Here is a 24,480-nt window from a genome sequence, read left to right on the forward strand (position 1 = left end):
CTGTGTTTTTAAAAACTATATCCTTTATACCTAAGGATGATAATTACTATAAAGTAACTATCTTGGTGGAGAATATCGGAGTCGAACCGATGACCTCCTGCGTGCAAGGCAGGCGCTCTAGCCAGCTGAGCTAATCCCCCATTTTTATGAAATTCCGATGATGACATCAGTTTTCGAATGACGAAGTAATGATTCTCAACTTCTAAAATTTCCTTCAAAATGTAATAAAATGAACATCGCGATTTATTAAGCTTTCGCGAAAGCATAACTAACAATTAAACACATCTTTTAAAATATGTCTACTTATTAATTAGTAGTCTCAGGCAGACTCGAACTGCCGACCTCTACATTATCAGTGTAGCGCTCTAACCAGCTGAGCTATGAGACTGTAATTAAACAATCTATAGTCGTTAAGTAATAGTCTTAAGTATAAAACTATACACTAAAGTCTAACTACTATTTACTTGTTTTATTAAAATTAAATCGACAGCTATTGAAAACTAAAACTTATTTTAACCTTTCGGTCGTAAGTCGTTTGCTGTGTATTATTGGTATTGTTACATATAAATACATAACGCACAATAACAGGGACAAGCTCTAGAAAGGAGGTGTTCCAGCCGCACCTTCCGGTACGGCTACCTTGTTACGACTTAGCCCTAGTTACCAGTTTTACCCTAGGCCGCTCCTTACGGTGACGGACTTCAGGTACCCCCAGCTTCCATGGCTTGACGGGCGGTGTGTACAAGGCCCGGGAACGTATTCACCGGATCATGGCTGATATCCGATTACTAGCGATTCCAGCTTCATGGAGTCGAGTTGCAGACTCCAATCCGAACTGAGATAGGGTTTATAGATTCGCTCCTGGTCGCCCAGTGGCTGCTCTCTGTCCCTACCATTGTAGCACGTGTGTGGCCCAGGACGTAAGGGCCGTGATGATTTGACGTCATCCCCACCTTCCTCACGGTTTGCACCGGCAGTCTGGCTAGAGTTCCCGACATTACTCGCTGGCAACTAACCACAGGGGTTGCGCTCGTTATAGGACTTAACCTGACACCTCACGGCACGAGCTGACGACAACCATGCAGCACCTTGTAAATTGTCCGAAGAAAAAACTATCTCTAGTCCTGTCAATCTACATTTAAGCCCTGGTAAGGTTCCTCGCGTATCATCGAATTAAACCACATGCTCCACCGCTTGTGCGGGCCCCCGTCAATTCCTTTGAGTTTCATTCTTGCGAACGTACTCCCCAGGTGGGATACTTATCACTTTCGCTTAGTCACTCAGTCCGAAAACCAAACAACTAGTATCCATCGTTTACGGCGTAGACTACCAGGGTATCTAATCCTGTTCGCTACCTACGCTTTCGTCCATCAGCGTCAATATATTGTTAGTGATCTGCCTTCGCAATCGGTATTCTATGTAATCTCTAAGCATTTCACCGCTACACTACATATTCTAACCACTTCACAATAATTCAAGACATACAGTATCAATGGCAATTCTATGGTTGAGCCACAGACTTTCACCACTGACTTATATGCCCGCCTACGGACCCTTTAAACCCAATGATTCCGGATAACGCTTGCACCCTCCGTATTACCGCGGCTGCTGGCACGGAGTTAGCCGGTGCTTATTCTTATGGTACCGTCATCAGTCTACACGTAGACCTTATTCTTCCCATATAAAAGTAGTTTACAACCCATAGGGCAGTCTTCCTACACGCGGCATGGCTGGATCAGAGTTGCCTCCATTGTCCAATATTCCTCACTGCTGCCTCCCGTAGGAGTCTGGTCCGTGTCTCAGTACCAGTGTGGGGGATCTCCCTCTCAGGACCCCTATCTATCGTAGTCTTGGTAAGCCGTTACCTTACCAACAAACTAATAGAACGCATAGTCATCTTATACCGCCGAAACTTTAATGTCCAAATGATGCCATTCAAACATACTATGGGGTATTAATCTTCGTTTCCAAAGGCTATCCCCCAGTATAAGGTAGATTCTATACGCGTTACGCACCCGTGCGCCGGTCGTCAGCAAGTAGCAAGCTACCTCTGTTACCCCTCGACTTGCATGTGTTAAGCCTGCCGCTAGCGTTCATCCTGAGCCAGGATCAAACTCTTCATCGTGTATTGTAAATAAATTTAACTCCTCACGACTCGAAATATCTGGTCAATAATAAACTTCTAGTTTTCAAATTCTTTGTAATAATACCCGAAGATATTAATACGCGCTGTCAATTCAATAAATCNCGCCGGTCGTCAGCAAGTAGCAAGCTACCTCTGTTACCCCTCGACTTGCATGTGTTAAGCCTGCCGCTAGCGTTCATCCTGAGCCAGGATCAAACTCTTCATCGTGTATTGTAAATAAATTTAACTCCTCACGACTCGAAATATCTGGTCAATAATAAACTTCTAGTTTTCAAATTCTTTGTAATAATACCCGAAGATATTAATACGCGCTGTCAATTCAATAAATCAATGAACTTTCTCTACCACTATTAATAATAGAAAACTCTTGTAAATGCTAAGGATTCGAACCTTAAATTAGACTAACTAATCTTCCAAAACATCTCAATAAAAACTTTTGAACTTCGCTAGATATGTTACTGTTTCTCTAAGCGGGTGCAAATATACAACTGTTTTTTAAACTCACAACTTAATCTTAAAAATAATTGAAAATTTAATTTTCAACCCTTAAAAACTAAGCAACAATCGCAATGAACATAACTCCCAAATAACCTCCATTTGTTAGCGGCTGCAAAACTACAACCTTTTTCCTAATCACAAACTATCTTTTTAAAAATAATTTGAAGAAATAAAAACAAACTTTTTGAAGACATTTAAAAGAACAACCGCTTGCTGTTAAGCGGGTGGCAAAGATACACCGAAGTTCTAATCTGACAAGAATATTCTTAGGAAAATTTTAAGAAAAAATGCAACTCACTGTAAACTCAAGAAGTAGCTTTTAAAATAATTTCATTGACACCTCAACAACTATAAAAGAACCCTGTTTTACACCCCACAAACTCAGAGAAACTAGCAATTCCTACCTCAGCAACCATCAAATAGCTGCAAAAACCACCCTAGAAATTTTCGCGAAAGCGTAAACCATCTATAAGAAGAAGTTCCACACAATACCAAAACGTATATTAAAGTCTCTATATGGGTATCCAGGGGCACTGTAAAAGTCGCTTCCAGTAAAACTACTATTGAAATGTTCTGCTTTTATAAAAATTCGTGTTTGGCGGACTTTCATATTAATAAAGAAATCCAATAATGGAAAGTTACCTAGCTCCTCTGTGTTTTGCACATAAAACTCGGCTAAGATAGGATCATAGCCATTGAGGTTATACTTAGTAAAGTAGTTTGCTGTGATACCCGTCTGTAAAAACAATGCTTTCTTAAAGAGACGGTCTGTAAAGTAAAAACTACCTCTCCCTACGACATCTGGAACATTGAGCACACCCTCTGCCCCTGTTACGTTTTGATAGGTAGCCGTGAGATCAAGGTTGAATTTACCAAACTGGATATCTCTATTTGCACTTATCTTTAAATGATTTACCGCTTCTCCAGATTGACGAGACGCTACAAGCCCATCTTCCCCAAGTCCAAAATATGCGTAGTCCTTTATAGTAGACGCAGACGCCTCAAGATTTACAAGACTCTTTGCGTCTAGTTGTGCTGCTAGCGTATTTGTTTTTACAGTAGCATAGTTGTCTTGATTAGACCAGTTATAGTTTAAATAATTACTTTGAAACAGTAAGTGATTAAAACTAGCTTGTCTTGCATTACTAAGAATGCTTACAGAGAATCGCTTATCATCTGCTATCGAATATCCCGCTTCTCCATATATATTGTACCCATCAAAATCACCCACCACATTTACCTGCGCCTCTCCTTCTATATCAAATCCTCCAATCCTATTTTTGTAGGCTCCACCCACAGCAATATTTGTCCCCTGTAATCTATTAGGCACACGCTCAGAAACACCATCCCCATCTGCATCTTGAATAAGCACTGCGTTATATCCATAATCATAATACAAGGCATTTGCTTGAAACTTAAGTTGCCCTAGCTTTTTATCCTCATAAACAGCATTAATCTCATTGTAGGTTTCTTCATGATCTGTTCTATCTGAAAAACTGGTCTGACTAAACGCCTCACCAAAAATTGCATTTGCCGCATCTTGTCTATAAGTATAGAACTTATTCTCACTATTAAAAATATGCCCTACTCTAAGACTATAATCCTTGAGACTATCTTTTTTCTGTACAAGGTTATAATGATGATTCACATATATACGTGTGCCATCAAGTATATTTTCTGCATCCTCAAAGTTTACAGGTAATCTTGACCTATCACTAAAGTCTCCTTCACCACTATTAAACTGCTCTATACCTTGCTCTGTTAGTCCGCCGTTTTCTTGATTTAATAAATCTTGTGCAACCCAGTGTCCTCTTATATGATATCTATCGTTTTTAGTACGATAGCTACTTGCAAATCTAAAGTTACCAGAACTCGTTAAGGCATTTTGATATTTACCTAAACTACGCACTCCTTTATATGCAATAGACATATTAAGTCGTGGATGTATATTTAAGGTAAAGAATGCATCTAGCTGCTGCCCTTGCTCAAAGGCACTTCTGTAAAACAATTCTGTAAGCGGCGTAGGCAGATGATAGTAATTAATATCTTCTACCTCCATATATGCAAAATGTCTAGCCTGCGCTATATATCCTGGTGTAGTACGTCTATTATTAAAGTTATAGATGAGCGTGTTATTAGTTTGCCCAGTGTTTGCAAATGGCAATAAGCCATATCTATCTTTACGCAAGTAATTAAATTTGTAATCCTTCTTTATATTAAGTGTAGTATCTACATGCGTAGTATCTCTAGCAATTGATATGATTTTATAATCCTCGACGGGTGGTCTTTCAAACTTCTTGATGTTAGTAGAAGAAACCTCTCTGGCATTAAGAGGATCACTATTATCGTCTTGCTGTATAATACCTGTAGATGACCCTTTAGTAGGAATTCGAGAAATTTGTGCAAAAAGCATGGTTTGCAACAGGCAAAATAATAAAATCAAAACTCCTCTCATACAAAAAAATTATAGCGTCAAAATTACATTTTTATCCTCGAACCTCGTATTTTCAGATCCACAAAGATGCTTAAACTCAAATATCATACTCATCTCATAGAATGTGGCACGGACGAAGCTGGCCGTGGCTGCCTCGCAGGCCCTGTTACTGCTGCTGCCGTAATGCTTCCAGACAACTTCATTAACGAGATACTTACAGATTCTAAACTTCTCACAGAGAAGAAACGTGAATTACTCAAACCTATTATAGAAGAAGAAGCAATTGCTTACGGATTTGCTCATGTTATGATGAGTGAGATAGACGATATTAATATCCTTAATGCTTCCATCTTAGGAATGCACCGCAGTATTGAAAGTATGATAAGTACGCTTTCGCGAAAGCAAAAAAAACCTCAACACATTCTTGTAGATGGCAATCGATTTAAACCTTTCCCTAAGATTGACCACACCACAGTAATAAAGGGCGACGGAAAATACTTGCCTATTGCTGCTGCGTCTATTATTGCAAAAACTGCTCGTGATGAATATATGAATCTCATACACGAAGAGTTCCCTATGTACAATTGGAAGAAAAACAAAGGATACCCCACCAAGGAACATCGAGAGGCTATACGCAGATATGGTATTACAAAGTATCATCGCAAGAGCTTTAAGTTACTTCCAGAACAATACGAACTAGATTTTACGTTTAAGAATAACAGCTAATCCCTTGTTTAAAAAGTAGTCAATAACAATATGAGGTTCTCAAGAAGTTCTCAAGACTGAGGTTGTATTTTTGAACCCACCTTAAGCGCACTTATGAAATCTTTCTTTTACATACTTTTTAGCCTTGTTATTCTCGCTAGTTGCGATACTACACCAAAGGCATCATCTTCTCTTACTAAATATATACCTCGCAAAGCGGCGGTTGTCATAAAGACTAATGACTTTAAGGATCTTAAAAGTGCACTTGTAAATAATGACCTTATACAAGAGCTAGCTCCTACGGCACTTTATAAAACCCTAGTTAAAGGGCAGACATTGTTTAAAGACATACAGCCAGATGGCGAGACCTTATTATGTTATACAAAACTAGGTCGTAATGACTATGACATTAGTATGATCACAAAAGCGCATGCTTCTCTTTTTAAAGGAGACTCGTTACTAATGAAAGAAGCAGCACTTAAGGATCCTACTATTAAAACATTAGGCGGAACTGCACATTATCTTATATATAAAGACGTGCTCATTGCTAGTACATCAAAAATCCTTTTAGAAAATGTATTAAGAGAGGATAACACAGAGATCTATGAAGATGACCTTTTTGAAAAAGCATACACCTCTTCTAGCAATAGCGCTACGGCTTCTATATTTGTAAGAGGATCAGAAGGTGCTAGCTTGTATAAGAGTCTATTTCCTAATGCAACAGCAAATGCGCTTAAAAATTCGTTTTCTTGGACTGCGGCAGATGTTGACTTGGATAACAATGACATCAGACTGAGTGGTGTTGCGCTGGTGCAAGATTCTACATCACAAAGATTAAGCTTACTTAAAGACACACAACCGGTAGTGAATAGAATTGCATCTATTACTCCTACCGCTGCAATTGCTGTAGAGGCTATCACCTATGACGACTGGCAGCAGTTTAAATCTAGTAAAGCAGATTTTTTAAAACTAGACCTCTCTAAATACACGCTTGCACGTGAAGATCTTTTTGCTAGTTTCTCAGAGGTAGGAATGATTCATCTGCCTAAAGGAAAAGTAATAGTAGGAGTTTCTACAGATATTACGGTTACTGGCAATGAACTCGCGAGCGCTTCAGAAAAAGCTGAGTTTAGAAAGGTTTCCATCTATGCGATTAATATGGGTTCCGCTTTCGCGAAAGCGTACTCACCTCTACTCAATCTTTCATCTCCTACTTTATACGCATCTATAGATGACTTCTATCTTTTTGCCGAAAATCAAGAAGCGCTAGAAACTGTAATTGCCAACTATCAGAATAAAGCAACCTTATCTAACAGCGCTACCTTCCAGAACACGGAAAGCACTTTAAGTCGTGCGTCTAGTTATTTACATATTTCTAGTCTGAGCAGTAATGCATATAAAGAGCTCGCCTCAGAAGATGGTCAAAAAGTATTAAAAGATATCACTCTGGATGGCTATGATTATAGCGCGCTACAGCTCATACAAGAAAAGGACTACTTGCTACTAAATATGGCAATTCTCAAGAACGACGAGGCCACTACAGATGCAAATATTGCTCAAATTGCCAATGTGAAACTAAGTGCAGACATCACAATGACGCCGCAGCTAGTAACAAATCATCGTACTAATGGGAAGGATGTAGTGGTGCAAGACATAAACAACACGCTATACCTAATAAGTAATGCAGGAAAAGTATTGTGGCAAAAAGACCTAGATGGTCAAATACTAGGTAACGTGCAGCAGATAGATTTATATCGTAATGGCAGATTGCAACTCGCTTTTACGACGCCGTCTTCATTTTATGTGTTAGATCGTAATGGTAAAGAAGTGAGTCCTTATCCGCTCTCTTTTAAAGATAACATCACGCAACCGCTTTCTATCTTCGACTATGACAATAACAGTAATTACCGTTTTGTCATCGTACAAAACGATAAAGTACTGATGTATGATAAAAATGCAAAGGCTGTTTCTGGATTTACCTTTAGAGAAGCAGGAAGTACGATTTTATATCCTCCAGCACATATGCGCATAGGTAACAAAGATTATATCACAATTGCCGAAAATAGCGGGAAGCTGCATATCTTAAATCGCACAGGAAAAACGCGAATTGATGTAAAAGAAAAAATCAACTTTGGAGATACTCCTATATATAAGTATGGCAACAATTTTGAAACCTTTACAGTTAATGGTGAGAAAGTGAGCATTAATACCTCTGGGAAGCTTACCCAGAGTATTTCAGATTTTCAATCGGATTCAAAAATCGCTATTGAGGATAAATTGAAAGTAGGTTTGAGAGAAAACAAACTTGTGGTAAATGGTAAGAAGAGAGAAATTGCCTTTGGCACCTATACTTCACCTAGCATCTCAAGCACTGGAAAATCACAATACATTGCTATCACCAATACAGAATCTAGCGAAGTCTATATCTATGATAACAAAGGTGTATTACTACCTAACTTTCCTATCTATGGAACTTCTAAGGCAGATGTTGGCTTTTTACGAAGCAATAAGTCTCTAGGTTTTGTAACTCAAGGAGGCAGTAACTCGGTATTGATTTACAAGATTAACTAGCGCGTCGTCCTTATATATATTCCGCGCCCGCTTCTGGAGTTATAAAGTTGGCTTCAAAGAGCGCTGTAAAGTGTTTGAGTAATTTCTCTTTCACTTCGGCTTCGTTTACGGTTGCTTTACCTAGCTCTACATTGAGAGAAGTCACTGCTTTGTCTTTTATCCCGCAAGGAATCATAAGATCAAAGTAGCCTAAGTCTGCATTTACGTTTAATGCAAATCCGTGCATGGTTACCCAGCGGCTAGCGCGTACACCCATGGCACAAATTTTACGTGCAAACGGAGTTCCCACATCAAACCACACACCCGTTTCTCCAGGAGAGCGTTCGGCTTTGAGTCCGTATTCGGCTAGGGTGAGAATTACCATCTCTTCTAGCAATCTCAGGTATTTGTGAATGTCTCTAAAAAAGCTATCAAGATCAAGAATAGGATATCCTACAATTTGTCCCGGACCGTGATACGTGATATCTCCGCCGCGATTAATCTTATAAAAACTAGCTTTTTTCTCGGCAAGCTCCTTTTCGCTAACAAGCAAATTAGAAAGATCACCACTCTTGCCTAATGTAAAGACATGAGGATGCTCTACAAACAAGAAATGATTAGGAGTTACCAGTCCTGCGTTTTGTCTACGGTTTGCGATTTTCATATCCACCGTTTTCTTAAAAAGCGTCTCTTGGTAGTCCCAAGTTTCCTTATAATCTCGATTTCCGAGGTCCTGTAAAATGATATTTTTATTCACGGCGCAAAGGTACGCAGAAACATAAAAAAATATCTCAACTTTTAAAATCCCTTTTTCTTAAGAAGTGAATACAACGATTTTTCTTTTCCCCGCCCTGGAGGGTGGAAAAATCTTTATTTGACAAGAGCTGATTGTAAAAACCTACTCTAGCTTTCGTAGGTGTGTGTGAGTACTCTTGTGAAACATCTCCCCTAGCCCCTCTTCAAAGAGGGGAACACTCAAATGAGAATCGCAACGAAGTTGCAAAAAATGAAAGCCCCTCTTCGAAGAGGGGTTGGGGAGATGTCCGCGAGTTGTGAGAAATAAAAAGTCTCCCTTTAAATACGGGGAAAGCTTTTTGGAAAACAACGATTTTTCTTTTCCCCGCCCTGGAGGGTGGAAAAATCTTTATTTGACAAGAGCTGATTGTAAAAACCTACTCTAGCTTTCGTAGGTGTATGTGATTACTCTTATGAAACATCTCCCCTAGCCCCTCTTCAAAGAGGGGAACAATCTTGTGAAAAAAGCCACCCTTTAGGGTTGGGAAGGCTTTTTGAAAACATCTCCCCACAAACAGAAATACTCACATAAAAATTGCAACGAAGTTGCTAAAATTGAAGCCCCTCTTCGAAGAGGGGTTGGGGAGATGTTCGCGAGTTGTAAAAAAAGCCAACCATTAGGGTTGGGGAAAGCTTTTTGAAAACCCCTCCTCAAAAAGGGGAACACTCAAATGAGAATCGCAACGAAGTTGCAAAAATTGAAAGCCCCTCTTCGAAGAGGGGTTGGGGAGATGTTCGCGAGTTGTGAAAAATAAAAAAGCCACCCTTTAGGGACGGGGAAAACTTTAAAAATAAACCACCCTTCAGGGCTGGGGAAAGCTTTTAAAACATAAAAACCTCCTACCATATAGTAGAAGGTCTCTTATAAAAATTACCGTGACTTACTTATCCTCAAGAACCACCTCAAAGTTTTCTAAGGTTTTGTCTGTTCCTTCTAGTAGGGTTTTGTAATCTATAGAGAAGGTTACTGTTTTGCCATCTTCTGAGATTACTGCGTTTTCTTGAGATACGGAGATTACTTTTCTTGGGAATACGTATTCTAGTTGCATAGTAGATTGATCTAGTACTTCGTCCATACCTAGCACCATGTCTTTCATCATATTGTTTTCGGCTTCTCCATTCTCATCTTTAAAGACGGCATCCTCTACGTCTTGTCTTGTCTTTTCAGATAATTCGCTGCTGCCTTCTAGGTGTCTCGATAGCGCTTTAGGATCTGTTCTTCTAAAGGTATTATCGGTAAAAGTATAAATCACCTTGTTTGTACTTAGCATACTATTTGCTGGGCTACTACTCGCTTGCTCTCCGCCTGGTGTGGTTTTCTTTGCGCTTTCAAATACCTTATCCACATCATATGCGATGCGCTCTATCTCTTTAAACTCTTTGAAGTCTTTTATGACCGTGAGCACCATCACCCCATTCTCCTCGTCTATGTTCATATTCATAGCAAAGTCTTTAAGTGCTTTCACATTCTCCTGCTGTGCAGCTGGTAATGTGGCGATGCTATCCTTATAGATTTCTAGAAAGTCATTAAACACCATCGTGGTGTCCATTTTCTCCTTCTTCTTTTCTGGATTACTCGCTCCACTTTGAGCAGCGATTGCCATGATTTGTGATAGGTCAAACTTAGACTCATAACGACCTCCCATGTCTTCATTAAACACAATACGCTCATGCATACTACAACTTACTAGTAACACTAATAGCACTACTAGAAGTGCATAAACCTTTTTACTCATTCCTATTTTTTTGGATTATTTAATATTACGAGTGCTGCAATGACGCCAGGCACCCAGCCACAGAGCCAAAGTAAGAAAACTATTAATACAGACCCACATCCTTTGCCTATTACAGCTAGTGGTGGAAAAAAGATGGCAAGTAAGACGCGCCAGATACTCATAAGTGAAGTTTTTTTGATCCTCTCCTTCGGTTGGAAAGGTTGATTGATGTACTTAATAAGACGACATAATTTTCAGATTGTTACAATGTTGATTTCTGAGCGGGCTATTACTATCTTTGCGCCGCTCTACCGCTATTTATGCGTAGCGCTTATTTGCAAAAAATATAAAAGAATTATTACTGTATGCAACTGTCAGAACAAGAACAAGTACGCCGTCAAAAATTATCCCGCTTGCGCGAAATAGGAATCAATCCTTATCCAGCAGCACAATACCACGTTACTCATAGCTCTAAGAAAGCAATCGCAGATTATAAAGAGGGTGAGAAGGTAGTAATGGCAGGTCGCTTGATGCGAAAGAAGATTCAAGGTTCTGCATCTTTTGGAGAGATCCAAGATGGTGAAGGTCGCATACAACTATACTTTAACCGTGACGAGATTTGCCCGGGAGAAGATAAGTCTCATTATAACGAGGTATTTAAAAAACTACTAGATCTTGGTGATTTCATTGGTGTAGAAGGAACGTTATTCACTACACAAGTAGGTGAGATTACGGTATCACTTACTGGCTTCACGTTATTAAGTAAAGCACTTAAACCATTACCATTACCTAAAACAGATGCAGAGGGTAATACCTATGATGAATTTATAGATCCAGAAATGCGTTACCGCCAGCGTTATGCAGATCTTGCTGTAAACCCACACGTAAAAGAAGTATTTGTAAAACGCACCAAGCTTTTTAATGCGATGCGTAACTTCTTTAACGATGCAGGATATTTTGAAGTAGAGACTCCTATCCTACAGCCTATTGCTGGAGGAGCTGCAGCACGACCATTTGTGACGCACCACAACTCACTAGATATGCCATTATATATGCGTATTGCAAATGAGCTGTACTTAAAGCGTCTTATCGTTGGCGGATTTGAAGGGGTGTATGAGTTCTCAAAGAACTTCCGTAATGAAGGGATGGACCGCACGCACAATCCAGAATTTACCGCGATGGAAATTTATGTAGCTTATAAAGACTACAACTGGATGATGGAGTTTTGTGAGCAGTTACTAGAACACTGTGCGATTGCTGTAAATGGGACTACAAAGGCAACCTTTGGTGAGCACGAAGTAGATTTTAAAGCTCCGTATGCTAGAGTAACCATGGCAGATAGTATCAAGCACTTTACAGGATTTGATATTCTTGATAAAACAGAAGATGAGATACGCGCTGCGGCACAAGGCATGGGTATCGAGGTAGATGAGACTATGGGTAAAGGAAAACTCATCGATGAGATTTTTGGTGAGAAGTGTGAGGGTAACTACATACAGCCTACCTACATCACAGACTACCCTAAAGAGATGAGCCCGCTATGTAAAGAGCACCGTGATAACCCAGAACTTACAGAACGTTTTGAGTTGATGGTTTGTGGTAAAGAGATTGCAAATGCATACTCAGAGCTTAACGATCCTATCGACCAGCGTGAGCGTTTTGAGGCACAGCTAGAACTTGCAAAGCGTGGTGATGACGAGGCAACAGCTTCTATAGATTATGACTTCTTGCGTTCATTAGAGTACGGGATGCCTCCTACCTCAGGAATGGGAATAGGGATGGACCGTTTGATTATGTTCTTGACTAATAACCAGTCTATACAAGAAGTACTGTTTTTCCCTCAGATGAAACCAGAAAAGAAGGCACTTGATCTTAACGAGAACGAAAAAGCAATTTACGACCTCCTTAAAAAGGAAAGCCCACAAGAACTTGGCGCACTTAAAACGGCAGCAGGTTTAAGTAACAAAGGATGGGACAAAGGTCTTAAAGGCCTTACCAAACTAGGCGCTGCCAAAGTTTCTAAAACAGACGAAGGTTTATTTGTAACCATTGCAGACTAACCCCACCGTCTTACTATAAAAGACAACCTAAAAACCGACTATCAAATCCCTGCTTTTTAAGTGGGGATTTTTTTATGCGCTTTCGCGAAAATTTGAATTGGTTACTTCGAGGCTGTTAGCCCCCAAACTTATCTTCAAGACTCGAACACCACTTTTTAGTAAGATATTGATAAGAAAATAGCCTAATATTTTTCGTTGAATTTTAAATTATATTTGCCGAAAATCAAATTATGAAAATTACTTGCATTTTATTGTTTGCTATATTTTTTACAAATAATCTCATTGCACAAGAATGGGAAAGAATTGCAGAAGTTGTTGATACAAATGGTATGCTATTAAGCAACAATGGTGAAATTCTCCACGAACACAAGGGATCACCTTCACGCTACAATTTTTATAATGTATTAGATGAAGAAATTTCTTTTGATTATACCGTTGAAGTAGAACGTCGTGGTCAGTTTTCCCAGAGTACTGATGTGTTTGTGACATTAACAGAAAATGCAGAAGAAATTAATGTCTATTCTAACGATAATGGAAACCTAAGTCTTTCCCAGACTATAGAATATGAGTATTCTGGTCAATCTATTTATCATTTTTATCAAATATCTGGTGATGGCTCAAGTATTTTGGTTTTGAGTAATGTAGAATGGATTCAAAATGAATCACTTGAAAATAGAATCACCAAATATAGTCTTATAAATGACGAATATACTTTTGATGGTACGTTTACTTATACAATGGGAGATGTATATAACGCTGGCACTGAATTTTCGGTAAGTCATGATGGCAATCGAGTTTTGATAAGCTCTCCTGGACCAGGTTCCAATAATGGACTAAATGGAGAGACAAGGATTTATGAAAATATCAATGGAGCTTGGAGTCAGGTGGGTAATACGATAACTGCTTATGCTGATGAATCACGAGTAGCACGACAAGATTTAAGTGCTGACGGTAATAGAATTATTATGACATATTTATTCGACGATACTGTAGCAGAGGATGCGGGTGCAGCACGCGTTTTTGAATATGATAATAGTTCTTGGAACGAAATCGGATCATTTTTCGGAGAACAAGCTTTTGATGCCATGGGGCAACGTGTGCAAATCTCTAATGATGGAAAAACGATTGCTGTACAAGCACTTCAAAACAATAATATTGAAGATTCAAGAAGAGCTTACATTGAAGTTCACGAAGAAATTAATGGCACTTGGTCTCAAAAAGGGACTACATTTTATAATCCAGACATTAATAGATTTTATTTTTATGGCTTTGGCTTTACCCTTTCTGAAGATGGACAACGCTTAGGAATTGACAACTCTTTTGACAATACTGATCCGGATTACGTAGGCACGTACAATGTGTATCAATTTAATGAAAATCTAGGGATTAATAATACGTCTTCACTTAGCCATAGTGTACATCCTAATCCAAGTAGTGGGAATTTTAAAATTGAATTCAAAGAATCTCAAGAGTCAGCAACTCTAAATCTTGTTGATATTTCTGGGCGAATCCTATATACTTTTTCCATTACGCAATCTTCACATTTTACAGTAAACGAAACCCTTCCTGCAGGTATTTATTTTCTTAGTATAGAGAGTGGAGGATTATCATCTGTAGAAAAAATTATAATAGAATAAACTGGTTCCTAATTTGGCTCAAGTTAGAATAGCAATTTATCATACCTACAATTAGAACGCTTACTTTTTTTAAGCTTAAGTATATCCCTGCTTTTTAAGTGGGGATTTTTTTATGCGCTTTCGCGAAAATTTGAGTTGGTTACTTCGATGCTGTTAATTATACATATTTATTGCATTAATTAACCCAGAGTAAGGCAAACCGTAAATGAGGTGTGTTAAGATGTTGTATTTTAGATTTTCAATATTAGTTCCAAATCATTCCAAAACAGAAAAACTAGTGCATAGATCTGACTTAAATAGAGTTGTGTTTCACTCAAAAGAAGACTTGATGGGTGGGCATCAACTTCGTAAAGGAGAACCAATTTTAAGAGCCGAAATAAAATCAGAATACAGCGACATTAATGAAGTCTTAGAACTTTACAATATAAAGAAGTTTATTGACATTGATTATTTTTTAAATGACTGGACTACTGAAGATATTTTGGTATTCAAAAACAAAGCAACTGAATTTGGAAAAATTATTGGAAGATTTATATCACAAATTAATGACTTAAATGTTATCGACTTGTATCATAATACCCTCAGAAATTATATTAATTCATTTTGGGAATTAGTTAATAATCAAAATGTATTCAAACGTATTTCTGAAGAAAACTTTCAAAAATTATTATTAGACGAATCTCACTTAATTCATATTATTTTAAATCATAAAAATATTGTTGAAAGATACAATGTAACTATAAGAGATTTTCTTCTAACCTATCCTCAGTCTGCTGAGATATTACTTTCCATTTACGAGGTAAAGGATGATTTGAAAAAAAAACAAAAAACTCTTCCTAAAAGTCTCACAGCTATAGACAAAGAAGCTATAATCTTAAATTACTTAAATTCTAACGGAACAAACTTAAATTATGTCGAATTGATACAAAATTTCAGAAACAAAAATGACTTTAAAATTTTAGATAAAACTAGACTAAAAGCAAAACGTTTACTCAAAAAAGAAACTGATAAATTATTTGCAAACCAACAAGGACTAAACTACGGGGTAAAAATTAGTTTCCCTGAAAATCTTAATAAAATCAAAGATGGATTTGTTGATGATAATCTCATAGCTAATTATTCTTATAGTCTAGATTTTATAAAACAAAATAGAGGTACTTATCAATTGTTTCTTAATTTCAAATACTTATTCGAATATCTCGATAATCAAAATAGAATAAATCTTGTCAGTAAGAGAAGTGAAATGGGAGTATTGGAGCGTATAATGGGCGTTCATTCGCAAAATGAATATAGAGGTGGAACATCATTCTCGTTATCTGAAGTGACTTCACACAGCCAAATTTATACTTATAGCCAAGTTCTCAATAATTTAAGTAATTCATTAGAAAATATTCTTCACCTTATATTTACAAACGTATTTCAAAAAAAATACTCTTTTGCTGACAATGCCAGATTTTCAACTCCAACCGCAACATCATACTTCGAAAAAGTCAGATTATTAGCACCTGAGTTTGAATCCGCGTTGAAACAATTTAAACTCTATGTTGAAGACGGAATTATTGATTTTGAACTTCTGCAAATATCATCTTCACCATCAACCATAAAAGATATTCCCAGTCTAAATTCAAAAAAATATATTTATTTGAATGAAACTAGTGAAGTGATGGTTGGCTGTTCAAATATATTTTTTTCAGACCAGACTCTTTTAGCCTATGTTGAACCATTCAAGGAAGACAAGTACAGTAACTTTTTTGACCTACTAGCAAATGAAGAAGTGAAATTCACTAGTTACGAAGAATATCAAAAACCTAGATTGAACTATCTTATCAAAAACGGATTTATCAGAGTTGATAAAAATAATTTTATACAAATGGTAAATCCTGCTAGGGTTCTAATATTAAAAGATTTATATGAAAATGATGTTGGTTCATATTATAATTACCCAATAGATTTTCAACGAGAAGCTCAAAGAATGGATTTAGAGGATATTATCAATTTTGAAAATTCATTATTCTCAAAAACTGAACAAGATTATTTTAATTATTTTTTAAACAAAAGCCAGTTTACAAATGGATTAGATTTGAGAAATAGTTACCTACATGGAACTCAAGCCGACCCAAATGAAATCGAAAAGCACGAATACGCATATTTCACATATTTAAAATTAATCTTCTTAGCCTTTTTAAAAATAGATGATGATTTAAGTGTTTATCGTGCTACAAAAAAACAGAACGCAGAAGGCTAATTCGGAATTCAATGCTCATTTAAAAAGTTTGAGAAATTTTAAATTGGTCTTATTAAACGAAAATTACTTTAAGAAATTAGGATCAGTTTTAAACTAACGTTTATTTTCACCCAAAAATGAAAGCCATCAAACCCATACTATATATACTACTCATACTTTCAGTGTTCGCTGCAATTAGAGCCTTGCTAAGTCTTGGTTATTATGCACTAGATTGCACAAGTGCTGCTTGTAAGGAGTTTGGGATGATTTTTATCTATATCCTTAGCTTTGTAATTACTTTAAGTATCATTTACATAGCAGATAGACTTAAAGGTGATAAGCGTAAAACAACCTTTATCATTATAGCACTAGCGAGTATCGCTATCAATATAATATTCAGATAAAAAATATCACGTCATAATGCGTCCACCTTACTCCTACCTCATCATCTTCCTCCTACTCCTAAGCACTCACATCACCAGCGCTCAAGAAAAACAAGTAGTTGAGTATTTCAATTCAGGTGAGAAAAAAAGTGTAGGGCTTAAAAATGCTGCTGGCTTCCCTACGGGTGATTGGGTTTACTATAGAAAGGATGGAGCGATAGATACTAAGCTCAGCTTTAATGGCTCAGATAATCCAGTAGGCCCTTTTGAAATGTATTACCGCAATGGGCAGCTGCAAACTAAAGGTTCTTATGCGAGTGAAGGTTTCTATAGTATGGATGGCCCTTACGAGGATTATTACAGTAATGGCCAACTAAGATCTAAAGGAGTTTATAAAGAGAATCGAAGTGTTGGCAGTTGGATGGGGTATTGGGAGAATGGCCAACTCAAATCAAAAACCACCTATAGCAGCGAAGGTGTGATTATAAGTAATACAGAATATCACAACAATGGCAACTTGAGACTAGATGCTACCTATACTGATAAAGGCGACTTTACCGGCAACCTCAATATTTATTATGAAGATGGAACGCTATTTACCTCTCAAGAATTTGATACGCTAGGTAACAAGAAAGGCGTGTACACTTCTTTCTACAAAAACGGCAGTATCAAGGAGCAAGGTGAATATGCAGGCATTGATTACTTTAAGAAAAAAGGCGCCTGGAAATCTTTCTACAAAGATGGCACACTACAAATGATGGTTACCTATGACAATGAAGGAAATCGTCTAGAGATTAAACGCTATGACACTAACGGTGATTTGATTCCTGAGAAGGAATGATATAGGAGCTATTTTCGCGAAAGCGATATTAGTAGCTATCTACTAGTTATAACATTGCGATAAATGGAGTTAAGTTAGTTACCCCTTTGCATCAATTAAGTCTGCGAGATAAAGCGCATCCTTAGACACTCCGCCTAAGGTTGCAGATCCGCGAGTGTACATCCACGGTAGGCCTAAGAAGTACAAGCCATCGATGTTGCTTACACCTCTGCGGTTTTTTGGATAGCTATCTGCATCAAGCTCTAAGCCCTCTATCCATTGAAAATTAGGGCGATATCCAGTTGCCCATATGATGTTTTTAATACTAGCTACTTTCTTGTTTTCGAAGATGATTTCCTCATGCATGGCATCTTTAGTTCTACCGCTTATAATGACGTTCTCTCTAGAAAGAATTTCTTTAACATCTGTGCCTATAACGGGCTGCGTAAACGCGCTTATCCTCTTACCCATCCAGCTATACTTATTAAAACTTAGAAATCCAGTGATGGTAAACCACCACCATAATGACTTGCCTAAAATATGCTGCGGTAGGGATTTTACCGTAGTATCTCCAGAGAAAAAGACCGTCCTGCGACCATCTTTTGAGAGTTCGTTTAAGATTTGATAACCAGAATCTCCTCCACCTACTACAAGTGCATCGCCCTCTTGTAATTGATCGAGTCCTTTGTAATAGTTACTGTGCATCTGTGTGATACTGTCTGCAATTTTAGTATTACAAGGTGGCGTGTATGGCGTGTGAAAAGGACCTGTGGCAACCACTACATTTTTTGCCTCAAGATCACCATCCTTATGTGTGAGAGTAAATCCCTTTGCTGTCTTAGTTATAGAAGTAATTAATGTATTGAGTTTTACAGGGATCTCAAAAGTCGACACATAAGACTTAAAATAATCTGCTACTTCATATTTACTTGGGTAATGTCCTTTAGGAGTGTCAAATTTTAAACCTGGCAGATGATTGTATTCGGTAGGGGTAAATAGTTTTAAGGAATCCCATCTGTTTAACCACGACGCTCCTATTTCTTTATCACCATCTACCACCACGTAGTTCTTTCCCATCTTTTTTAAATGGTACGCCATAGATAATCCGGCTTGTGCTCCTCCTATTACTACATAATCTAACATCTGTTCCCCTTCTAATTTTTTGCAAAAATAGACATTAAGAATAGCTTTCCTCCTTTTTATAGCTTTCAATAAAATCAAACACTATAATCAGAATATTTTACCATAAATATTCCGCATCACAATCACTTTTTAGATTATTTTTCATTCGGGAAATGTACAATGTGGGTGGTTATGCTTTCGCGAAAGCGTACTTATCGCAAAGCTAGTTCACGTGTGGCTCAAGGAACATAAAACCACTTCTTACAAATAACCCTACCTTTGTAGCCACAAAAAAATAGCTACAATGAATAATACTCCCCTAAGAACCCTTGTACAAGGCATCCCAAAAACAGAACTTCACCTCCATATAGAAGGAAGTTTTGAGCCAGAATTGATGTTTGAGATTGCAAAGCGCAATAACATCACCCTTGCTTATGATTCTATTGAGTCACTTAAGAAAGCGTACACGTTTAATAACCTTCAAGAGTTTTTAGACATCTACTATACAGGTGCACAAGTACTCTTACACGAGCAAGATTTTTATGATCTTACGTGGGCATATCTTACCAAAGTACATAGTGAGAACGTGGTACACGTAGAGGTGTTCTTTGATCCACAAACACACACAGATCGCGGTGTTCCTTTTAAAACAGTAATCACTGGGATTTACAATGCGCTTGAGAAAGCAAAAAGTGAATACGGTATTACTTATAAACTTATCATGTCTTACTTGAGACACTTAAGCGAGGAAGCTGCTTTTAAAACGCTAGAAGAATCACAGCCATATAAAGCGTGGATAGATGGCGTAGGGCTTGACTCTTCTGAGCAAGGAAATCCTCCTAGTAAATTTAAAAACGTATTTGAAGCCTCGGCAAAAGAAGGTTACAAACTAGTTGCACACGCCGGTGAAGAAGGCCCAGCCGATTATATCTGGGAAGCACTTGACGTACTAAACGTTGTGCGTATAGATCACGGTAATCGCTGCCTAAGTGATGACGCACTTGTGGAGCGTCTTGTAAAAGAGCAAATTCCGTTAACGCTTTGCCCTACTAGTAATGTAGCGCTTAAGGTGATTGACAAGATGGAAGAACACCCAGTAGCACAGATGCTAGATAAAGGGATTCTTGCGACGATACACTCTGATGATCCAGCATATTTTGGCGGGTACATGAATGAGAACTACTACCAGACAGCAAGTGCCTTAAACTTATCTAAGGAGCACATCATGCAACTTGCCATCAATGGTTTTAAAGCAAGCTGGCTTACCGAAGATGAGAAAGAAGCACACATCACAAAGGTGAAAGCATACTTTGCTTCCATCGATTAAGTATTTTAATAAGGTTGCGCTTTTGCAAGAGCGCAACCTTATTTCTATCGTTCTGTAAGGGACATCTTACCACCAATCACCACCACCTAAGAGACTGATAACTCAATCTTTATAGCTATTTTTGAACCAACTTAAATAGGAATACTATGGAGGTAATAAAAATTATATTCTTTGCGCTTGGCACTTTCTTTGGCGTTGAAGACAGTACCATTATGGCAGAAGAAACTGCGGTACACATTGACATTACAGAGCAAATTATAACGGTAGATCAACAAGATATTTTTGCCCTAGTGAGCAATGAGAAAGACAGCCTAAAGATCAGAAACACCCTCTACAGAATAGGAAACGCACAAGCACAAGAAAAGCGACTTACCTTAAAAGAAAAGTTTGACACCTACGCTTGGTCCACTTCTGAAATAGTGAGCCGTAAAGAAGCAAAGCAACTTGATATTAAACTCAAGTTCAAATATGTTAGTAAGGAGCAGCTTAAAGATTTTGGAATAGATTACGTAGAAAAAGATAGCTCCTATGCTATGATTAATATCCCAGCGTGGAATATTAAAACCACTACTGGAGCACTGCGAGATAATTACTGGTACTTTAAGGATAGTATTTCCTTTACCCTTTCGCCCGCTAAGGATATGCCTAAAAAATACCTTCCTCTTAAGAAAGGCTTGTATAATTACTGGGAGCAGGTAAAACCATAAGCATAGATTTTAAGAATTATTGTTACGCTTTCGCGAAAGCGTAATTACCCACCATCACTACCTATTACCTACAATCCTCATCATCTATATGATGGGGATTTTCTATTTATAATACGGCCATTACATAAATAATTGTTAAACCCTTTTTAATTACTAAACGGTTGGTTAGTTTTGCACAGTAATAAGAAACAAGTGGCTAGAAAAAAGAATTATGATGAGCGTGAAGTAGTCGAAAAGGCTATGAATCTGTTCTGGAAAAATACCTACGAGTCTACCTCTATGCAAATGCTAGAGAAGGAGATGGGTATTAATAAATTCTCCATCTATGCGAGTTTTGGAAATAAGCACGGTCTGTTTATGGCAAGCTTAGCTTATTACAAAGAAAAGGTAGGCGCTATCATTAAGAAGTTTGCTAGCGGTACAAACGGAGTGCAAGATATCAAGCAGTTTTTTATAGACTCTGTGACCATCATTGACCGTGATGGATCGCGCAACGGATGCCTGCTTACAAATACCTATAACGAGTTTGCAGCAAGTGAAGACGCTGTGATTCAAGAAGAGATGAATTCCTTTATGAGTAGTATAAAGGAGCTTTTTATTGAAAAACTGAGAATGGACGGTAGTAAAGATGAAGAAACCATTATGCGAGAAGCAAATTTTCTTTTATTAGCCAAACATGGCCTAGCAGCTGCCTCACGAGTAAATACAACACAAGAGATTGAAGATTACATAGAGATGACGTTTAAAAACATCTAACTATTTTTTTACCCTAAAACTAAACGAACGTTTAGATATAATTAACATACATTAAAAATTGCTATTATGACAACATTAAAAGTTCACAACATCGAGAGTGCTCCACAAGAGAGTAAGCCATTATTAGAAAATTCTTTAAAGTCTTTTGGGATGCTTCCAGGATTACACGGAGTGCTTGCTGAGTCTCCACAGATCTTAAAAGCATACCAAGAACTACATGAGTTATTTACAAACTCTTCATTTAACGAAGATGAGTTAACGGTAGTGTGGCAAACAATTAACGTAGAGCATGCATGTCACTATTGCGTACCAGCACACACAGGTATCGCAAAAATGATGAAAGTAGATGACGCAATCATCGAGGCTTTACGTAACGAGACTCCACTAGAAGATGCAAAACTAGAAGCACTACGTACATTCACTTTATCGCTTACACGTAACCGTGGTAACGTTTCTCAAGAAGATCTTACAGCATTTTATGCAGCTGGATATGGAGAAAGACAAGTACTAGATATCATCTTAGGATTATCTCAAAAAGTAATAAGTAACTATACAAATCACATCGCAAACACACCTGTAGATGCTGCATTTGAGAAGTTTGCTTGGGAGAAAAAATAAGTAACTCCCCCAACTTAATTAATAATAAGCCTTCCTCAATATTGCAGAAAGGCTTCTTTAAAACAAATCATATGAGTATTTCAATAGAAAATAAAGTAGCATTAGTCACTGGCGCAAATAGAGGTATTGGTAAAGCGATTGTGGAGTCATTTTTAGACCACGGAGCAAAGAAAGTATATCTAGCGGTGCGTGATACAAACTCTACAAAAGAACTAGAAGAAAAGTATGGTGATAAAGTAGTCACTTTACAAGCAGATGTGTCAAACACAGCCTCTATAAAAACACTAGCAGAACACGCTACAGATGTAGATGTAGTAGTAAACAATGCAGGTATAGGGACACCACAGTCTATCATAAGTGATGATGTAGAAGAAGATTTTCTTAATCAGCTACAGGTAAATGCTTTTGGATTAGTGCGTGTTGCAAACGCTTTCGCGAAAACTTTAGAAAGCAACAAAGGAGCGCTTGTACAATTGAACTCTATTGCTTCTATCAAGAACTTCTCTCAACTCTCTACATACTCTGCATCAAAAGCAGCATCGTATTCTTTAACACAAGGAATTCGCACAGAGTTAAGTCCGCGAGGAATTAATGTACTAAGTGTACACCCAGGACCAGTAGATACAGATATGGCAGAAAAGGCAGGCTTTGAAAATGGAGCTACAACTTCTGAAATTTCTGAAGGAATTGTAAGCGCATTAAAAGCTGGAGATTTTCACTTATTTCCAGATGACATGGCAAAGCAGTTTGAAAAAGAATATCAAAACTTTTCTGACAACATCGTAACTTCAGATTTTTAAGAAGTACCATCACACTAAAAACATAGATCATGATAAAAGTATCTGTAATGTACCCTAATAGTGAGAACGTCAAATTTGACACCGACTATTATAAAAATAGCCACTTACCTATGATTCAAGAATCACTAGGTGACGCACTAAAGGGATTAGAACTAGAAGTAGGAATTGCTGGAAGAGCGCCTGGAGAGCTTGCACCTTATGTAGCGATTGCTCATTTAAAATTTGATAGTGTTGCTTCTTTCCAAGAAAGCTTTGCGCCACACCAAGAGAAGTTTGCAGCAGATGTTGAAAACTACAGCAACGTGCAAGGAGAATTACAAATAAGTGAAATCATAGCTTTGTAACACACCTCTCTTGAAAATAAAATTTTTAAATATTATAGTTTGTGTACTTCTATTATCATGTGGAGATAATAGAAGTACTCAACAAACTGAAGAGTCAAAAGAATCTGTAGTGATTTTTGATAACAAAGGCCATGAGTTGGTGTATAATATGGTTCAAAAAGTAGGTGACTACAGAAGCCTATTAGACAAGAAAGATGTCATCTATACATACACCTATAAAACTGCCGATGGTAAAGTAGATGTAGCTACAGAAAAATATTTATTTGACGGAGAGCTATCCTACGGTTTATATGATCAACATAAAAGGACAATTCCCCAACTAGAAGGAGCTATTGAGCAAGGATATGATGGGAATGAGTACTGGTTAAAACACGACGGAAAACTTATAACAGACCAACCTCTTATTGACAAGGTGATGTTCAATAGACCTACCAATTTATATTGGTTTGCGATGATGCCAAAATTACTAGATCCTAATGTAGTGTATCATTATATAGGAGAGACGGTAATTAATGAAGCAACGTATGACATCGTCAAGGTTTCATTTAATATACCTACTAAGGAGAATACAGATATATATCAAGTATATATTAATCAAGACTCAGGTCTCGTAGATCAGTTTCTTTTTACGGTCGCAGCATACAATGTTATTGATGTTCCTTATTTAATGGAACTCAAATACGAGTCTATAGACGGACTATTAATTCCTACTCAAAGAAAATATCAAAAATCAAACTGGGATGGTGTTATACTTAATGGACCTTTTACAGAGGTTACCTGGACTGACATCTCTTTCAACAATGGATTAACCATAAAAGATTTTAAAAAATAAAGTTGCT

The 24,480-nt window shown here is 37.6% G+C and carries 19 protein-coding genes, 2 tRNA genes and 1 rRNA gene; 14 read left to right on the forward strand and 8 right to left on the reverse strand.

Annotated elements, in window-relative coordinates:
• Nucleotides 1–63: 63 nt before the first annotated feature.
• From ACJJVW_RS04645 to ACJJVW_RS04660, 4 genes are all read right to left on the reverse strand, one after another.
• Nucleotides 64–140: transfer RNA gene (locus tag ACJJVW_RS04645), tRNA-Ala, on the reverse strand.
• Between the two features lie 174 nt (nt 141–314).
• Nucleotides 315–388 (reverse strand) — tRNA-Ile (locus ACJJVW_RS04650).
• Between the two features lie 213 nt (nt 389–601).
• Nucleotides 602–2,125: ribosomal RNA gene (locus ACJJVW_RS04655) — 16S ribosomal RNA — on the reverse strand.
• Nucleotides 2,126–3,110: 985 nt separating this feature from the next.
• Entirely contained in the window at nt 3,111–5,057 is a 1,947-nt protein-coding gene (locus ACJJVW_RS04660; protein WP_405250899.1) for a putative porin, read from the reverse strand.
• Nucleotides 5,058–5,165: 108 nt separating this feature from the next.
• Between ACJJVW_RS04660 and ACJJVW_RS04665 the strand changes: the two genes are divergently transcribed.
• Both ACJJVW_RS04665 and ACJJVW_RS04670 read left to right on the forward strand, forming a co-directional pair.
• Complete coding sequence (locus ACJJVW_RS04665; RefSeq protein WP_379952799.1) at nt 5,166–5,804, forward strand: ribonuclease HII; 639 nt, start codon at nt 5,166–5,168, stop codon at nt 5,802–5,804.
• Between the two features lie 93 nt (nt 5,805–5,897).
• A complete protein-coding gene (locus ACJJVW_RS04670; protein WP_405250900.1) occupies nt 5,898–8,354 on the forward strand; it encodes a hypothetical protein in 2,457 nt (818 codons plus the stop codon).
• 10 nt (nt 8,355–8,364) lie between these two features.
• On the opposite strand, the gene lipB is transcribed toward ACJJVW_RS04670, so the two are convergent.
• The 3 genes from lipB to ACJJVW_RS04685 all read right to left on the reverse strand — a co-directional run bounded on the left by lipB (nt 8,365) and on the right by ACJJVW_RS04685 (nt 11,025).
• Nucleotides 8,365–9,090 (reverse strand): lipoyl(octanoyl) transferase LipB, encoded by a 726-nt coding sequence (gene lipB, locus ACJJVW_RS04675; RefSeq protein WP_339847002.1) that lies wholly within the window; start codon nt 9,088–9,090, stop codon nt 8,365–8,367.
• A 919-nt stretch (nt 9,091–10,009) separates the two neighbouring features.
• Nucleotides 10,010–10,864 carry a hypothetical protein gene (locus tag ACJJVW_RS04680; RefSeq protein ID WP_405250901.1) on the reverse strand — a complete coding sequence of 285 codons (855 nt, stop codon included), beginning with the start codon at nt 10,862–10,864 and terminating at the stop codon, nt 10,010–10,012.
• 2 nt (nt 10,865–10,866) lie between these two features.
• Nucleotides 10,867–11,025, reverse strand: coding sequence for a YqaE/Pmp3 family membrane protein (locus ACJJVW_RS04685; RefSeq protein ID WP_013751129.1), 159 nt, complete (start codon nt 11,023–11,025; stop codon nt 10,867–10,869).
• 183 nt (nt 11,026–11,208) lie between these two features.
• On the opposite strand from ACJJVW_RS04685, the gene lysS reads away from it, so the two are divergent.
• The 5 genes from lysS (at nt 11,209) to ACJJVW_RS04710 (ending at nt 17,988) form a co-directional block, all read left to right on the forward strand.
• Complete coding sequence (lysS, locus tag ACJJVW_RS04690) at nt 11,209–12,903, forward strand: lysine--tRNA ligase (protein ID WP_405250902.1); 1,695 nt, start codon at nt 11,209–11,211, stop codon at nt 12,901–12,903.
• A gap of 230 nt (nt 12,904–13,133) precedes the next feature.
• Nucleotides 13,134–14,540, forward strand: coding sequence for a T9SS type A sorting domain-containing protein (locus ACJJVW_RS04695; protein ID WP_405250903.1), 1,407 nt, complete (start codon nt 13,134–13,136; stop codon nt 14,538–14,540).
• A 277-nt stretch (nt 14,541–14,817) separates the two neighbouring features.
• The gene (locus tag ACJJVW_RS04700) at nt 14,818–16,785 is read left to right on the forward strand and encodes a hypothetical protein (RefSeq protein WP_405250905.1); all 1,968 of its coding nucleotides are present in this window, start codon (nt 14,818–14,820) and stop codon (nt 16,783–16,785) included.
• Nucleotides 16,786–16,901: 116 nt separating this feature from the next.
• Entirely contained in the window at nt 16,902–17,168 is a 267-nt protein-coding gene (locus ACJJVW_RS04705) for a hypothetical protein (protein WP_298329144.1), read from the forward strand.
• A gap of 16 nt (nt 17,169–17,184) precedes the next feature.
• Entirely contained in the window at nt 17,185–17,988 is an 804-nt protein-coding gene (locus tag ACJJVW_RS04710) for a toxin-antitoxin system YwqK family antitoxin (RefSeq protein WP_405250906.1), read from the forward strand.
• Nucleotides 17,989–18,066: 78 nt separating this feature from the next.
• Here the strand turns inward: ACJJVW_RS04710 and ACJJVW_RS04715 are convergent, their stop codons facing one another.
• The gene (locus ACJJVW_RS04715) at nt 18,067–19,110 is read right to left on the reverse strand and encodes a flavin-containing monooxygenase (protein WP_405250907.1); all 1,044 of its coding nucleotides are present in this window, start codon (nt 19,108–19,110) and stop codon (nt 18,067–18,069) included.
• Between the two features lie 283 nt (nt 19,111–19,393).
• Between ACJJVW_RS04715 and ACJJVW_RS04720 the strand changes: the two genes are divergently transcribed.
• The 7 genes from ACJJVW_RS04720 to ACJJVW_RS04750 all read left to right on the forward strand — a co-directional run bounded on the left by ACJJVW_RS04720 (nt 19,394) and on the right by ACJJVW_RS04750 (nt 24,473).
• Nucleotides 19,394–20,416, forward strand: a complete 1,023-nt coding sequence (locus ACJJVW_RS04720; protein ID WP_405250908.1) for an adenosine deaminase — start codon at nt 19,394–19,396, stop codon at nt 20,414–20,416.
• Between the two features lie 146 nt (nt 20,417–20,562).
• Complete coding sequence (locus tag ACJJVW_RS04725; protein ID WP_405250909.1) at nt 20,563–21,123, forward strand: hypothetical protein; 561 nt, start codon at nt 20,563–20,565, stop codon at nt 21,121–21,123.
• A 192-nt stretch (nt 21,124–21,315) separates the two neighbouring features.
• Complete coding sequence (locus tag ACJJVW_RS04730; protein ID WP_013751120.1) at nt 21,316–21,879, forward strand: TetR/AcrR family transcriptional regulator; 564 nt, start codon at nt 21,316–21,318, stop codon at nt 21,877–21,879.
• A gap of 66 nt (nt 21,880–21,945) precedes the next feature.
• A complete protein-coding gene (locus ACJJVW_RS04735; RefSeq protein ID WP_405250910.1) occupies nt 21,946–22,497 on the forward strand; it encodes a carboxymuconolactone decarboxylase family protein in 552 nt (183 codons plus the stop codon).
• Nucleotides 22,498–22,568: 71 nt separating this feature from the next.
• A complete protein-coding gene (locus ACJJVW_RS04740; RefSeq protein WP_013751118.1) occupies nt 22,569–23,297 on the forward strand; it encodes an SDR family oxidoreductase in 729 nt (242 codons plus the stop codon).
• Between the two features lie 29 nt (nt 23,298–23,326).
• Nucleotides 23,327–23,641 (forward strand): EthD family reductase, encoded by a 315-nt coding sequence (locus tag ACJJVW_RS04745; protein WP_405250911.1) that lies wholly within the window; start codon nt 23,327–23,329, stop codon nt 23,639–23,641.
• A gap of 10 nt (nt 23,642–23,651) precedes the next feature.
• Nucleotides 23,652–24,473, forward strand: coding sequence for a hypothetical protein (locus ACJJVW_RS04750; protein ID WP_405250912.1), 822 nt, complete (start codon nt 23,652–23,654; stop codon nt 24,471–24,473).
• Nucleotides 24,474–24,480 lie beyond the last annotated feature (7 nt).

The sequence above is a fragment of the Dokdonia sp. Asnod3-C12 genome (assembly GCF_045063975.1).
In the GTDB taxonomy this organism is placed as follows: domain Bacteria; phylum Bacteroidota; class Bacteroidia; order Flavobacteriales; family Flavobacteriaceae; genus Dokdonia.